The organism is Escherichia sp. E4385, from assembly GCF_963883145.1.
Lineage (GTDB): Bacteria > Pseudomonadota > Gammaproteobacteria > Enterobacterales > Enterobacteriaceae > Escherichia.
This window is the reverse complement of sequence record NZ_CAWOOJ010000022.1, coordinates 1-13,353: the sequence shown is the minus strand read 5'-3', so window position 1 is coordinate 13,353 and position 13,353 is coordinate 1. Positions and strand designations below refer to the sequence as shown.

Below are 13,353 nucleotides of genomic sequence, written 5' to 3'. Positions count from 1 at the left end.
CCCCACCAAACTGGCGGGGCAAAGAGAATAGCTAATTAGCTATTTAACGCGGGACGTTCGCTGATAGCGATACGCTGCGCTGCGATGGGTTCAGGCTCATTACGAATTAAATCAATATGCAGTAAACCATTAACGAAGGTTGCGCCAGAGACTTCCATATTTTCAGCCAGCGTAAAGCTCAGGCTAAACGGCTGATTCATAAGCCCTTGATGCAGCCATTTCTTCTCTTCTTTTGGCTGCTCCGGCGTGCCTTTTACGCTCAGGCGCGTTCCTTCCAGTTGAATATCTAAATCTTCCTGACGAAAACCTGCCAGCGCAAGGGTAATGCGGTAGTGGTTATCGTCGCTTTTCTCAATGTTGTACGGCGGGAAGCTCTGGCTTTCACCGGCGTTTTGCAGTGCGTTGGCCAGTTTGTCAAAACCGATCCATTGACGCATCAGTGGGGATAAATCGAAGTTACGCATAGTCATTTCTCCTTCTAAGAAGCGAGTAAGTACCTGCAAATCCGAAGATTCGCATATGCTCCCTGACGGCGAGCATCAAATGTCAGGCCGCGCACTGCGGCCTTAGAGAATTAGTTGATTTCGATACGGCGCGGTTTTTTCGCTTCAGGAATCACGCGTTCGAGATCGATATACAGAAGACCGTTCACCAGGTTAGCGCCACGAACATGAATGTTCTCAGCTAACTGGAATTTACGTTCAAAGTTGCGTTCAGCGATGCCCTGGTACAGATAGGTGCGCTCTTTTTGTTCGTCGGCGTGAGCACCTTTCACTACCAGCAGATTGTCCTGGGCGGTAATTTCCAGTTCACTTTCGGCAAAGCCAGCCACCGCGATAGCAATGCGGTAATGGTTTTCGTCTACCAGTTCAACATTGTACGGAGGGTAGCCGCCATTACTCTGGCTCTGGTTGTTTTCTAAGTGGTTAAACAAACGATCAAATCCAATAGCAGAACGGTAAAGCGGGGATAAATCAAAGTTACGCATAATTAATAGCTCCTGAAATCAGCGAGAATGTAAGACCTTCCACAATGGACAGGTCGGATAGCCAGAACACCCATCAGGCGTGTTCTCATTGGCTACGGTATAAAAATGGGTCTGGATATGCACTTTTCAAGTCTTTTCGACGGACTTTTTTTTGCAGTTTGTGGTCTATTGCATAGACTGGGGGGCAGCACGAAACGTTAAAGTGCGATAGCCGCCACAGTGCGACATGATGATGATGTTATTTTCAGCAAGGGATCGCTATAACACATCATGCCAACACCCACGATCAACAGATGAATTTATTATGATAAGAAATGTGTTGTTAGCGCTCATGATATGCAGCGGAATGACGTTACTCGGAGGATGCTCCAGCGTAATGTCCCATACCGGGGGGAAGGAGGGAACGTATCCCGGCACCCGCGCCAGTGCCACCATGATTGGTGATGACACAACAAACTGGGGAACCAAATCGCTGGCAATTCTCGATATGCCATTTACCGCAGTCATGGATACGCTACTTCTGCCATGGGATGCGTTCCGCAAAGACAGTTCAGTGCGCTCGCGCGTGGAAAAAAGCGAAGCCGACGCGCAAGCCATCAATGCCGTCATTCCACCAGCCAGAATGCCCGTGAACTGATTTAGCGGCCAGTTTTGGTTATCCACAACTGGCCGGCTTCCATCCACGCCAGCCATTGACCATCCGGCGAGAAGACCACCGCGTCCGCTGAAGGTGAGTTGGCGTGATTTTCGGTTAAATACTCAACTTCGCCGCTTTGCGCGTGTACGCAGGCAATACGGTTATCCAGCACAACGCCCAGCCATTCTCCCGATGGATGCCAGTTGAATGCTGACTGAATATCCGTTTTGTTATGTGTTAACTGGCGCGGTTCGCCCCCCTGTGGCGAGATAAGCCACAGTTGCACAATGCCGTTATCATCACGCATTAAAAACGCGATTTGCGTTCCTTGTGGGTTACACCGCACCCAGTGGCGCGGGACGTTGACTAACCCCGGGTAATTACGATGGTGCGTAAAGGTTAAACGTCGCTGCACGACGCCACGCGGTGGCGCGGGCAGAGTTGATTCCGTTCCGCTTAACGGCACATCACCTGCCGCTTTCCAGCCAATTTCATCTTGCGGCAATTCAGCAATAAACAGCTCCGGCACTTTCTCGCCCTTTTGCGAAAGCGTATCGCCAATAAACGCCAGAGCGTGGTTTCCTACCCATCCTTCTTCATAAGCACGATTGATTTCATCACTGCCAGGCTGCGGCGTGGGCGTTGTTTTACTCACCAGCACGCACCAGTGGCTACCGCTGTATTCACGCGGATGCTGTTTTTGCACATTGACCGGACCAAACGGCGCAGCCACCCCGACGTTTCGCAAATCCAGCGCTGGATCGCGTTCATGCAGCACGTGGTCGTTATAGGTAAAACTCACCATTTCACCGTTTGGGCTAAAGACATGTACATGACTGCCGCCGCGTAACGCCCCTGGGGTGTACGGAGCAGTAATATCCATTGCATCGAGATTGCTCACCTTGCCGTCTTCAACAACCACGCCGCGACGGTGATGGAAATCGTAATGCCATGTTTCATCAGGATTTTCAGGGCCGTGGATGAAGATATACTTCTCTGACTTCGGATGAACGGTCACCACGCCGACGTGCGCGCCCTGTGACGCGCGGTAGATAACCTCGACCTCGCCGGTATGGATATTCACACGCTCAATGGTTTCACCGGTAAACGACGCGCCAGAAGGACGCACGTCAAATATCAGCCACTGGCTGTCGGGAGTCCAGGTATTGGTATTGGTGAGCAGGTGATTACGGGGAGCAAAGGTTATCTGTTTCATGGCGCGGTCCTGATACAAAACGGTTCCCGCCATCATACTTCACAAGGACTTCACTTTCAGACATTAGTCTTTTGCCATCGTGATGAATGTGAGTGAAAAGATGGAACATTTTGACGTGGCGATTATTGGCCTCGGCCCGGCAGGGTCGGCGTTGGCGCGAAAGTTAGCAGGCAAAATGCAGGTGATCGCGCTGGATAAAAAGCACCAGCATGGTACTGAAGGTTTCAGCAAACCTTGTGGCGGTCTGCTGGCTCCGGACGCGCAGCGATCTTTTATTCGCGATGGACTGACGCTTCCTGTCGATGTGATCGCCAACCCGCAGATTTTCAGCGTCAAAACCGTCGACGTCGCCGCATCGCTCACGCGTAACTACCAGCGAAGCTATATCAATATTAATCGCCATGCTTTCGACTTGTGGATGAAATCGCTGATCCCCGCCAGCGTTGAGGTTTACCACGACAGACTGTGTCGAAAAATCTGGCGTGAGGATGATAAATGGCATGTCATTTTTCGCGCAGACGGCTGGGAGCAGCATATTACTGCCCGCTATCTGGTCGGTGCCGATGGTGCCAACTCGATGGTGCGGCGACATCTCTACCCGGATCATCAAATCCGTAAATATGTCGCTATCCAGCAGTGGTTTGCAGAGAAACATCCGGTACCGTTCTACTCCTGCATTTTTGATAATGCGATAACTGACTGTTACTCATGGAGTATCAGCAAAGACGGTTATTTTATCTTTGGCGGTGCTTATCCAATGAAAGACGGTCAGACGCGTTTCACGACGCTGAAAGAGAAAATGAGCGCCTTTCAGTTCCAGTTTGGTAAGGCGGTGAAAAGCGAAAAATGCACGGTGCTGTTTCCCTCACGCTGGCAGGATTTTGTCTGCGGTAAGGACAACGCCTTTCTGATTGGTGAAGCAGCGGGATTTATCAGCGCCAGCTCACTGGAGGGGATAAGCTATGCGCTGGATAGCGCAGACATTCTGCGTTCGGTGTTACTGAAACAGCCGGAGAAGAGCAACGCCGCCTACTGGCGCGCCACCCGCAAACTGCGTTTAAAACTCTTCGGCAAGATAGTCAAAAGCCGATGCCTGACCGCACCGGCTTTAAGAAAGTGGATTATGCGCAGTGGTGTGGCGCATATTCCGTCTAATTTGAATAATGGATAAAATCACATCATCCATTTTAGTGGCATTAAGACGATATCAGGGAACAATACCAGTAAAAACATCACTGCAGCTTCTGCCAGTAAAAAAGGTAAAACACCTTTTATTAATTTCTCAATCGGTATTTTACCAACACCACTAACAACATTGAGAATTGAACCAACTGGCGGTGTTAATAATCCAATTGACACGTTCATGATAAATAACACCCCGAAATATACGGGATCAATATGTGCCATTTTCAATACTGGCATTAAAATGGGTGTTAGCACCAGAACAGTTGGTGTTAAATCCATAGCAGAACCAATCGCCAGAATCAGCAACATTAGGGTGAATGTGAGTAGTATTCGATTGTCCATTACCGGCTCAAGAATCTCTATCAATTGAAGAGGAATATTGGCCGCCGTAATAAGCCAGGCTGAGAGAGATGCTGCACAAACAAGGAACATAACAATCGATGTTGTTTTTGCTGCATTTAAAAATAAGGCGTAGAGATCTTTGATTGTGATCTCACGATAAATGACCATTCCAACAAATAAGGAGTACGCTGCCGCTATTATTGCTGCCTCAGTTGGAGAAAAAACTCCCAAGCGTAATCCACCGATGATAATAACAGGTAATAATAATGCCCAAAATCCTTTAGCAATAATACGCCACCTTTTTTTCATCGGAACTCTGGCGGCAGGCTCTACATTTTCATTTTTAACCCCAAAAAATTTCCAGGTTAACACTAATGCAACCGCCATTAAGATACCGGGGACAATTCCTGCCATAAAAAGTTTTGTAATAGAAACCTGCCCACTTACACCATACAAAATCATAGGTATTGATGGTGGAACAATAGTCGCAATAATACCACTACAACCAATTAATCCACCTGAGCGATTTGTGTTATAACCAGATGATTTCATCAGGGGTAATAGCATTGCTGTCAATGCTGCCGTATCTGCAACTGCTGACCCTGATAATGCGCCCATGATTAAGCCGGTAAAAATAACAACATATCCTAATCCACCACGAATATGACCAACACAAGCACTGGCTATTTCAATAATTCTCCGAGTTATTCCTCCATGATTCATAAACTCGCCAGCTAACATAAAAAAGGGTACAGCCAGTAACGGGAAACTATTGGCACCATCCCACATATTTTGCATAACAATTTGTGGGTCGGTAAAGCCGAGCCAGTACATTAGAATAATACCACAGGCCATTAACGCAAATGCAATAGGTAATCCGAGTGCTATCAAACTCAGCAGAGAACCGACAAATATCAAAATAGTCATATTATTCTCTCACATGATATAATTTTCATCCCAGTGAATTTACATTCCGATAAAGCGACAGATACAAGCGCGCAGATTAATTTACCGAAGCAAATTATTAGGGTGAATGAAATTTGCCAACATACATATAACATTAAGTGTCGTTGGCGCAAGTTGTTCATAATTATTAAAAACACGTTATAGAGTTACATCTATATCTTTTTCTGTTATTTTTCCAGAAAAAAATTGCATCAGATTACCAGCAGCATTAAACAGCATGGCAAGACCTGAAATATAGCTAACGCCATAGACAAAAATCATACTAATCATCATTACTGGAGATAAATTAAAAAACAATATCTCATGCTGCAGTAACGTACTGTAGAACATATATCCAGCACAGATTATTATTATTATCTGACAAATGACCCAACACGTCATTTTTCCCAAGAGAGATAACCTTGCAGTAATGATGTTTACATTGATATGTGTTTTTTCTCTCAATGCAATTACGGCACCAATAAATGTCATCCAGACAAAAAGAAAACGGGGCAACTCCTCAGCAATATCAATAGAATCATTAAAAATGAAACGCATCATGACATTTATAAAAATAAGAAGAAACATCACAACCATACAAGCAACAAGAATAAAATCCATAAAGGCATAAAAAAAATCATTGAGTTTTTTTAGCACTGATAACATAAATCCTCCATGAATATCATTAACTTATTCAGCAATGAAATATATACACCCAGGTAATTTCGTCAGAAAATTACCTGGATATCGGATCGTTAATGATTTTTTTGTGCTCGAGCTTTCTCAACTTCAGCATAAAACTCTTTAACAAAGGTTTCTCCAACCATTGGAGTATATTTTGCCACTACCGGTTTTACTGCTATACGCAACTTATCTACTTCCTCCGGTGGTAGTGTTACAACCTGAACGCCCGCGTCAGTTAATTTCTTGACAACATCTTTATCAGCTTCACTCATAATATTACGATGAAATTGTTGTACTTCTTTCGCAGATTTTTCAATAACCTGTTGATCTACAGGAGATAATTTATCCCAGAATTTCTTTGAAACTATGATAATACTTGAAGTATAAACGTGATTAGTAATGGTGACGTATTTCTGTACTTCTTGCATTTTATTTGCGTACATATGGATAAGCGGGTTTTCCTGACCATCAATCACCCCCGTTTCAAGAGCAGTGAAGACTTCGGCGAAATCCATAGGCAACGCATTAATCCCCATTGCTTTAAACGTCTCAAGGGCGACCTGGTTTTGCATAACGCGAATTTTCAGCCCCTTCATATCTTCGACTTTATTAATAGGTCGTTTATTATTTGATACTTGCCGGAAACCGGTTTCTACCCATGCAAGGCCAACTAATCCCAACGGTTCAAGAAGTTTGAACAGCCTTTGCCCCATAGCGCCCTGGAAAACATAGTCAACTTCATCCATATCATTAAAAACAAAAGGGAAATCAAAAATTTGAAGTTCTTTAACTCGACCAGAGATTGGGGCTAAAGAACCATAATAAATTTCCTGTGTTCCGGCCTGAGTCGCACGCAGCATTTTTTCATCGCCACCAAGCACACCACCGGAATAAACCTGAATATTAACTCGACCATCCGTTCCTTTTTTAACCAACTCTGCAAACCTTTCCACCGTTCTGGATTGCGGATGCTCATTTGGCATTGAATGCCCCATTTTAGCTACAAATTCTGCAGCCCACGATGTACTGGAAAAACTGGAAACTAACAGGCAAGAACAAGCAATAGCTTTAATACTTTGCATAAAATTCATTAGATACTCTCCTTTAGATATCGTTAACTTCCTCTAATTACATCTGAGTAATCTCAGTACATCGTCAAACAACAGCCAACATTCCACCATCAACAAAAATCATATGACCATTAACAAAATTTGACGCATCCGCTGCCAGAAATACTGCTGCGCCAATGAGTTCATCTGGTTTACCCCAACGCCCTGCAGGTGTTCTTTGACATAACCACTTAGTAAATTCATGATTATTCACCAGCGCCTTATTCATTTCAGTATCAAAATATCCCGGCGCAATACCATTAACCTGAATATTATATTTAGCCAGCTCAGCACACATCCCTCTGGTAAGCATTTTTACCGCACCTTTCGATGCTGCATATGGGATAATGGTTGCTCGTCCTAATTCACTTTGCATCGAACAGATATTTATTATCTTCCCTGATTTACGTTGTATCATATATCTGGCAACGTATTTAGAAAGCATAAAAACAGCTTTTTGATTTACATTAATTATGCTATCCCAATCTGACTCAGGGAACTCTATAAATGGGTGGCGACGCTGAATCCCAGCATTATTAATAAGAATATCAACAGGACCGATTTCATCCTCTATACGCGCTATCTCAGTTTCTATTTGAGAAAAATTCGTCACATCAAAGGGAAAGGAATGAGCAGAAATCCCCATAGAGCATAACTCTAATGCCGTTTTTTCAGCTTTTTCAGCACTGCAATCATTAATAATAATTTCTGCGCCACGCTTACCAAGCCCCTTCGCCAGTAGATAACCGATTCCTTGCGCTGAACCAGTAATCAATGCTCTTTTTCCTGTCAGGTCAAAAATATCCTTTTCCATTTTCGTATCCTTAATTAAAGATAATCTGGACTTTTGCAGAGCGTGTTTTATCAGCAGCTAATCTGATTGCCTCATGAATCTGTAATGCCGGTAATTCAGCTGATATTAACGGGGAGGGATCAATACGCCCAGTTTCAAGCCAACGTACAGCGTTATTAAACTCACTACAAAAACGAAAAGTACCTTTGAGCGTTAACTCCTTTGCAACAATTTGCATTACCGGAACACCTGGCAATCCCCGACTATTACCTACCTGTACAATAATACCTGTTGGTTTAGTGACATGAATAACGCCCTGTAGTGCAGACTCCACACCTGATGCCTCAAAGGAAATATCAAAGAAACCTTTATTATTCAGATATGGCGACAACAATTCCTCATCAACAGGGTTAATTACTTCATCTGCCCCCATAGTACTGGCCAGACCGCAACTCTTTTCACTTACATCAAATGCAGTAACAGAAAGTGCGCCGCACGCTTTAGCTGCTGCAATAATGAGACATCCGATGGGACCGGCCCCACTTACTAATATATTTTTCCCCACAAGACTTCCGGCTTGATTAATCGCATGTAAAGCAACCGCAAGAGGTTCAGCAAAAACCATAACCTTGTCAGAGCAGTTACAATCATAGGGTACACAGCGCATAGGAGCCACAGATAAATAGTCAGCAAAGCCCCCATGAATATGGGGAGTGCGCATTGCGCTTCCAAAGAAAAGCATATCTGTACAGTGATTACCTTTACCTTCCAGGCAATAATTACAGTGACCACAAGATAGAGACGGATTAATTGCTACCTTTTGTCCAACCATCAAGGTTTGTGATTCACCAGAATCAATTACCGTACCAATAATCTCATGACCTAATAACATCGGGTGCTGTAATTTTATATCACCAACACCACCATGATAAAAATAATGAATATCTGAACCGCAAATTCCGCCACGGTTAATTTTAATAGCAACATGACCTTTTTCAATTGATGTTATTTTTTGTTCAACAACCAGATCCTGTTCACCTTTGATATAACATGCCAGTCCAGTAAATGTTTTTTCCTGATAAGACATAAACCATTCCTTAGTGATATATTCATATTAATTATATTATTAATATGGTTTAGAATATTACCATTCGGCAACACTACCATCGTTATGACGCCACAATGGATTACGCCAGTCTGGGGCATTTTTACTAAAGTTAATGACTTTTTCTTCGTCAATGTCCACACCAAGCCCTGGTTTGGTTAGCAACTTAAAATAACCGCCAACCATATTAAAATCCTCTTTGTTTTTCACAAAATCGAGTAATTCCGCGCCTTTATTGTAGTGAATCCCCATACTCTGCTCCTGAAATACTGCATTCCAGGAGACAAAATCGATATGCAGGCAGGCTGCCAGTGCAATGGGTCCCAGAGGACAATGTGGCGCAATCATTACGTCATAGGCTTCCGCCATACTGGCAATTTTGTAGCACTCGGAAATACCACCGGCGTGGGACAGGTCTGGTTGCAGAATAGAAATACCACCTGCTTCCAGAACGCGTTTGAAATCGAAACGCGAGAACATACGTTCCCCTGCAGCAATCGGAATATGCGTTGCCGCTGCCAGTTTGGGATAATACTCGGCTTGTTCTGCCAGAACAGGTTCTTCAATAAACAGTGGGCGATACGGCTCCAGTTCTTTGATCAACACTTTCGCCATCGGTGCGCTAACGCGACCATGAAAATCAAGACCAAATTCAATTTCATTGCCAAATGCTTCACGGATTTGCGCTACGGTGTTCACCGCGGCATCAATCGCACGGGAATTATCAACCTGCGCCAGTTCTTCACAGCCGTTCAGTTTGAAGGTATCAAAGCCAATCTCACGCAGAGTCTGGATACCGGAGATAACATCTGCCGGACGATCGCCGCCTACCCAGCTATAGGCTTTAATTTTGTCACGAACCGGACCACCTAAAAGTTGTGAAACCGGAGCGTTCAGTACCTTACCTTTAATATCCCATAGCGCCTGGTCAATTCCGGCGATGGCACTCATTAAAATGGGGCCACCGCGATAAAATCCGCCGCGGTACATCACTTGCCATAAATCGTTGAGGCGGGATGGATCCTGACCTATCAGATAATCACCTAGTTCATGTACCGCCGCTTCAACCGTGCGGGCACGGCCTTCAATGACCGGTTCCCCCCAACCTACTACCCCTTCGTCTGTTTCAACTTTGAGGAACATCCAGCGGGGAGGTAAACGATATGTGGTGATATTAGTTATTTTCATTGCACTGCCTCTCAATACACCGTGATAAATAACGCGGCAAGGACGCGCCCTGGTTAGAGGCAGTGCAACACGCTATTACGTAATCTCTTTCAGCCTGCGTGTCGAACTGGCAATCATGCTGAGTGCTGCCTGCTCTGCCGCATCGCCGTCCTGATGCCGTATCGCATCGAATAACACTTTATGTTCCAGGAGAGTTTGTGGCATGTTGGCCTCATCCCCTCGCCAGGTTCGTTCAAAAACAGCCCGCTGCAGCGAACTGATTGCAATGCTAAGTTGCTGTAACACCGGGTTATGTACCGACTGCAGCACCGCCTCGTGGTAGCGAATATCCGCTTCGTTAAACGCTTCGCGGTCCTGATTGTTGGCAATCATCTCGTTCAGCGCCGATTCAATCTGCGCCAGATCGCTGGAAGTCGCGCGCTCTGCTGCCCAACGGGCAATCGCCGGTTCCACCAGATTTCGCACTTCGCTCATGGCACTGATAAGCCGTGGATCGTAGTCGTTTTCCAGCACCCATTGCAGTACGTCAGTGTCGAGGTAATTCCACTGGTTACGCGCTGCCACAAACGCCCCGCGATAACGTTTCATTTCAATCAGCCGCTTCGCCATCAGCGAACGGAACACTTCACGGATGATGTTGCGCGAGGTTGCAAACTCCTCACAGAGTTCCGCCTCGGCCGGAAGCGGCGAGCCTGGCACGTATTTGCCGTGAACGATCTGTTTACCCAGCGTAATGACGATGCGATCGGTTTTATTGAGAGTCATGGAGAGTCCTTGTGCTCTGTATGTTCTTCCCTACTTTACCCCGATCGATGCATAACGCGGCAACTTTGTAGTACCAGCGTGATGACATTCGCGTTTGCCGTGCGCGTAATGTAGTACAAATTTATATTGTTGTACTACAATTTAGATCACAAAAAGAACAATACATAAAAAATGACATGCGTCGGGCAGAAATCTGAAAAGGGATGTCGGACGCTAAACAGGGGGGAAATAAGAGTATGCTTTCAACGGCTTAGCACTCTTGTTTAAAGGATTAATCATGAAGTTGAATTTTAAAGGATTTTTTAAGGCTGCCGGTTTGTGTTCTTTGGCATTTGCGTTGACCGGATGTATCACCGCAGGACTGGTTTTTAATACCGCAAGCCCTCCACATGCCGAGCAATGGCGGTCAGACACGATTAAGGGTTTATCGCTGGCAGAGGATAGTAACGGTACGAAAGGCTATGTTTTTGTTGGTGAATCGTTGGACTATCTGTTGACCACCGGCGGCGGTGAGGTGGTTAAAATGCTGAACGATCCGGCAATTCATGGTGAAAGAATCACCGTTTCTGAGAACGCGAAATTTATTTTAAGCAGCAGTAATAAGAAATTCTCTGGTGCTATTACGCTCTATTACGACTGGAACAACGAAGAAGATAAGGCACTGGCAACACAATATGGTTTTATTTGTGATACCCGGCGTTGTACCTGGGCACTTGACGGCTTGAAAGGCTCTATCCACCAGAAAAATAAAAAAGCGGATTACTCAAACGTGATGGTTTTCCATCAACCCTTTACGGTGGGATTTTATGAGTACAAAGCAACAGATGGCGTCCCGCGCGGCCTCGTTAATGCGCTGCTACCAGTCACTCTTACGCTGGATATAGTAACGTCACCACTCCAGTTCCTGATTTTATGCACGACCAGAAATTGTTAATCGCTGCGGGCAAACGCATTCATGCCGTTTGCCCGCCCACAGATTAATTCAGCACATACTTTTCAATAGCAAACGCCACGCCATCTTCAAGGTTGGATTTGGTGACAAAGTTCGCCACTTCTTTCACCGAAGGAATAGCGTTATCCATTGCCACACCAACGCCTGCATATTCAATCATTGCGATGTCGTTTTCCTGATCGCCAATCGCCATGATTTCTTCCGGTTTAATACCTAACACGTCGGCCAGTGATTTCACACCCGTACCTTTGTTAACGCGTTTATCGAGGATTTCGAGGAAGTACGGCGCACTTTTCAGCACGGTGTATTTCTCTTTCACTTCCTGTGGAATGCGCGCGATGGCCTGGTCGAGGATGGCGGGTTCATCAATCATCATCACTTTCAGTAGCTGTATATTGGGGTCCATTCTTTCCGCTTCGCAGAACACCAGCGGAATGGTGGCAACGAAGGATTCATGCACCGTGTAGTAGCTGATATCACGGTTGGCGGTGTACAGCGTGGTGCGGTCCAGGGCGTGAAAATGAGAACCGACTTCGCGAGAGAGTTTTTCCAGGAAACGATAGTCGTCATAGCTCAATGCTGTTTGCGCCACGGTGCTGCCATCAGCAGCCTTCTGTACCAGCGCGCCGTTGTAAGTAATGCAGTAGTCGCCTGGCTGTTCCATGTGCAGTTCTTTCAGGTAGTTGTGAACGCCTGCATAAGGGCGCCCCGTCGTTAGCACGACATTCACGCCACGGGCGCGAGCTGCGGCAATCGCATTTTTAACGGCGGGTGAAATGGTGTGATCGGGCAGCAGAAGGGTGCCATCCATATCGATAGCAATGAGTTTGATAGCCATGAGTTCCCCAGGTAGATTGTTTCCTGACCCATGCTAACGCGATTGCGCTCAAAAATCAGTACAACACCTGAGGGAAAACGGGGATGCAACGCGCGTTGCGTGCTCCCCTTTTGCTTAGCGGAAAAGTTTTCCTTTCAGCAGTTCCATCCCTGCGGAAAGCAAATCGTTATTGGCTTGTGGCGAAACTTCGCCCTGCGGCGATAGAGCATCAATAATCTTCGGCAATTGTTCCGCCAGCATGTTGGAAGCAGCACTGGTATCAACACCGAGTTTTTGCCCGAGATCGGACACCGCATTTGTGCCGAGCGCCGACTCCAGTTGTTCTCCGCTCACCGGTTGATTACTTTGTTGGTTACTCAACCAGGATGTGAGAATGGCACCTAAGCCGCCACTTTGCAGTTTTTCCAGCAGCACCTGAATGCCGCCCTGCTCCTCAACCCAACTTAAAATCGCCTGATATTTCCCCGCATCGCCTTTCAGAAAGGCACCTACAACTTCATCAAAAAGCCCCATGATAATCACCTGTAAAGCGTTACGTGTTGACTCAAAAAGTATAGTTCTGCGGGATGATAATTGCGGATTGCAGAAGTAAAAGACCACCTCCTG

15 protein-coding genes and 1 other annotated feature are annotated in these 13,353 nt (G+C 45.7%); of the genes, 3 read left to right on the top strand and 12 right to left on the bottom strand.

Annotated elements, in window-relative coordinates; translation table 11 throughout:
* Positions 1 to 35 precede the first annotated feature (35 nt).
* Together ibpB and ibpA are read right to left on the bottom strand one after the other, a co-directional pair.
* Positions 36 to 464 (bottom strand): small heat shock chaperone IbpB, encoded by a 429-nt coding sequence (ibpB, locus tag AACS80_RS21465; RefSeq protein WP_001243426.1) that lies wholly within the window; start codon positions 462 to 464, stop codon positions 36 to 38.
* Between the two features lie 110 nt (positions 465 to 574).
* Positions 575 to 988, bottom strand: coding sequence for a small heat shock chaperone IbpA (gene ibpA / locus AACS80_RS21460; RefSeq protein ID WP_001243437.1), 414 nt, complete (start codon positions 986 to 988; stop codon positions 575 to 577).
* Positions 982 to 1,054: a sequence feature (ROSE (Repression Of Heat Shock gene Expression) occurs in the 5'-region of heat shock genes and acts as an RNA thermometer to modulate expression.), on the bottom strand. Its footprint overlaps the gene before it by 7 nt.
* Before the next feature lie 238 nt (positions 1,055 to 1,292).
* Here ibpA and AACS80_RS21455 point away from each other — a divergent pair.
* Positions 1,293 to 1,625 (top strand): YceK/YidQ family lipoprotein, encoded by a 333-nt coding sequence (locus tag AACS80_RS21455; RefSeq protein WP_130206784.1) that lies wholly within the window; start codon positions 1,293 to 1,295, stop codon positions 1,623 to 1,625.
* A gap of 1 nt (position 1,626) precedes the next feature.
* On the opposite strand, the gene AACS80_RS21450 is transcribed toward AACS80_RS21455, so the two are convergent.
* Positions 1,627 to 2,841, bottom strand: coding sequence for a DUF3748 domain-containing protein (locus AACS80_RS21450; RefSeq protein WP_205713203.1), 1,215 nt, complete (start codon positions 2,839 to 2,841; stop codon positions 1,627 to 1,629).
* 100 nt (positions 2,842 to 2,941) lie between these two features.
* Here AACS80_RS21450 and cbrA point away from each other — a divergent pair, with 100 nt between their 5' ends.
* On the top strand, positions 2,942 to 4,012 hold the full coding sequence (gene cbrA, locus AACS80_RS21445) for a colicin M resistance lipid reductase CbrA (RefSeq protein ID WP_135410590.1): 1,071 nt from the start codon (positions 2,942 to 2,944) through the stop codon (positions 4,010 to 4,012).
* A 2-nt stretch (positions 4,013 to 4,014) separates the two neighbouring features.
* Here the strand turns inward: cbrA and AACS80_RS21440 are convergent, their stop codons facing one another.
* The 7 genes from AACS80_RS21440 to dgoR form a co-directional block, all read right to left on the bottom strand.
* The gene (locus AACS80_RS21440; RefSeq protein ID WP_130261108.1) at positions 4,015 to 5,295 is read right to left on the bottom strand and encodes a TRAP transporter large permease; all 1,281 of its coding nucleotides are present in this window, start codon (positions 5,293 to 5,295) and stop codon (positions 4,015 to 4,017) included.
* 177 nt (positions 5,296 to 5,472) lie between these two features.
* The gene (locus AACS80_RS21435) at positions 5,473 to 5,979 is read right to left on the bottom strand and encodes a TRAP transporter small permease (RefSeq protein ID WP_138183988.1); all 507 of its coding nucleotides are present in this window, start codon (positions 5,977 to 5,979) and stop codon (positions 5,473 to 5,475) included.
* Positions 5,980 to 6,068: 89 nt separating this feature from the next.
* Entirely contained in the window at positions 6,069 to 7,088 is a 1,020-nt protein-coding gene (locus tag AACS80_RS21430; protein ID WP_130261110.1) for a TRAP transporter substrate-binding protein, read from the bottom strand.
* Between the two features lie 64 nt (positions 7,089 to 7,152).
* Positions 7,153 to 7,920: a gluconate 5-dehydrogenase gene (gene idnO, locus AACS80_RS21425; protein WP_135410593.1), complete on the bottom strand. Its 768-nt coding sequence runs from the start codon at positions 7,918 to 7,920 to the stop codon at positions 7,153 to 7,155.
* 10 nt (positions 7,921 to 7,930) lie between these two features.
* Positions 7,931 to 8,986: an alcohol dehydrogenase catalytic domain-containing protein gene (locus tag AACS80_RS21420; protein WP_130261112.1), complete on the bottom strand. Its 1,056-nt coding sequence runs from the start codon at positions 8,984 to 8,986 to the stop codon at positions 7,931 to 7,933.
* A gap of 57 nt (positions 8,987 to 9,043) precedes the next feature.
* On the bottom strand, positions 9,044 to 10,192 hold the full coding sequence (dgoD, locus tag AACS80_RS21415) for a galactonate dehydratase (RefSeq protein ID WP_135408399.1): 1,149 nt from the start codon (positions 10,190 to 10,192) through the stop codon (positions 9,044 to 9,046).
* Between the two features lie 75 nt (positions 10,193 to 10,267).
* Complete coding sequence (gene dgoR / locus AACS80_RS21410; RefSeq protein WP_135408397.1) at positions 10,268 to 10,957, bottom strand: D-galactonate utilization transcriptional regulator DgoR; 690 nt, start codon at positions 10,955 to 10,957, stop codon at positions 10,268 to 10,270.
* A 277-nt stretch (positions 10,958 to 11,234) separates the two neighbouring features.
* Between dgoR and AACS80_RS21405 the strand changes: the two genes are divergently transcribed.
* On the top strand, positions 11,235 to 11,891 hold the full coding sequence (locus AACS80_RS21405) for a YidX family protein (RefSeq protein WP_135410594.1): 657 nt from the start codon (positions 11,235 to 11,237) through the stop codon (positions 11,889 to 11,891).
* 43 nt (positions 11,892 to 11,934) lie between these two features.
* Here AACS80_RS21405 and yidA read toward each other — a convergent pair whose 3' ends face one another.
* Both yidA and AACS80_RS21395 read right to left on the bottom strand, forming a co-directional pair.
* On the bottom strand, positions 11,935 to 12,747 hold the full coding sequence (yidA, locus tag AACS80_RS21400; RefSeq protein WP_130215106.1) for a sugar-phosphatase: 813 nt from the start codon (positions 12,745 to 12,747) through the stop codon (positions 11,935 to 11,937).
* Positions 12,748 to 12,861: 114 nt separating this feature from the next.
* Positions 12,862 to 13,260 carry a YidB family protein gene (locus AACS80_RS21395; protein ID WP_205712847.1) on the bottom strand — a complete coding sequence of 133 codons (399 nt, stop codon included), beginning with the start codon at positions 13,258 to 13,260 and terminating at the stop codon, positions 12,862 to 12,864.
* Between the last annotated feature and the right edge of the window lie 93 nt (positions 13,261 to 13,353).

Bases quoted from the DNA above. Each gene is read 5' to 3' on its own strand.
- dgoR (WP_135408397.1), bottom strand. From the start codon at position 10,957: ATGACTCTCAATAAAACCGATCGCATCGTCATTACGCTGGGTAAACAG.
- AACS80_RS21430 (WP_130261110.1), bottom strand. From the start codon at position 7,088: ATGAATTTTATGCAAAGTATTAAAGCTATTGCTTGTTCTTGCCTGTTA.
- AACS80_RS21455 (WP_130206784.1), top strand. From the start codon at position 1,293: ATGATAAGAAATGTGTTGTTAGCGCTCATGATATGCAGCGGAATGACG.
- AACS80_RS21435 (WP_138183988.1), bottom strand. From the start codon at position 5,979: ATGTTATCAGTGCTAAAAAAACTCAATGATTTTTTTTATGCCTTTATG.
- ibpB (WP_001243426.1), bottom strand. From the start codon at position 464: ATGCGTAACTTCGATTTATCCCCACTGATGCGTCAATGGATCGGTTTT.
- AACS80_RS21450 (WP_205713203.1), bottom strand. From the start codon at position 2,841: ATGAAACAGATAACCTTTGCTCCCCGTAATCACCTGCTCACCAATACC.
- AACS80_RS21420 (WP_130261112.1), bottom strand. From the start codon at position 8,986: ATGTCTTATCAGGAAAAAACATTTACTGGACTGGCATGTTATATCAAA.
- cbrA (WP_135410590.1), top strand. From the start codon at position 2,942: ATGGAACATTTTGACGTGGCGATTATTGGCCTCGGCCCGGCAGGGTCG.
- yidA (WP_130215106.1), bottom strand. From the start codon at position 12,747: ATGGCTATCAAACTCATTGCTATCGATATGGATGGCACCCTTCTGCTG.
- AACS80_RS21395 (WP_205712847.1), bottom strand. From the start codon at position 13,260: ATGGGGCTTTTTGATGAAGTTGTAGGTGCCTTTCTGAAAGGCGATGCG.
- dgoD (WP_135408399.1), bottom strand. From the start codon at position 10,192: ATGAAAATAACTAATATCACCACATATCGTTTACCTCCCCGCTGGATG.
- idnO (WP_135410593.1), bottom strand. From the start codon at position 7,920: ATGGAAAAGGATATTTTTGACCTGACAGGAAAAAGAGCATTGATTACT.
- ibpA (WP_001243437.1), bottom strand. From the start codon at position 988: ATGCGTAACTTTGATTTATCCCCGCTTTACCGTTCTGCTATTGGATTT.
- AACS80_RS21405 (WP_135410594.1), top strand. From the start codon at position 11,235: ATGAAGTTGAATTTTAAAGGATTTTTTAAGGCTGCCGGTTTGTGTTCT.
- AACS80_RS21440 (WP_130261108.1), bottom strand. From the start codon at position 5,295: ATGACTATTTTGATATTTGTCGGTTCTCTGCTGAGTTTGATAGCACTC.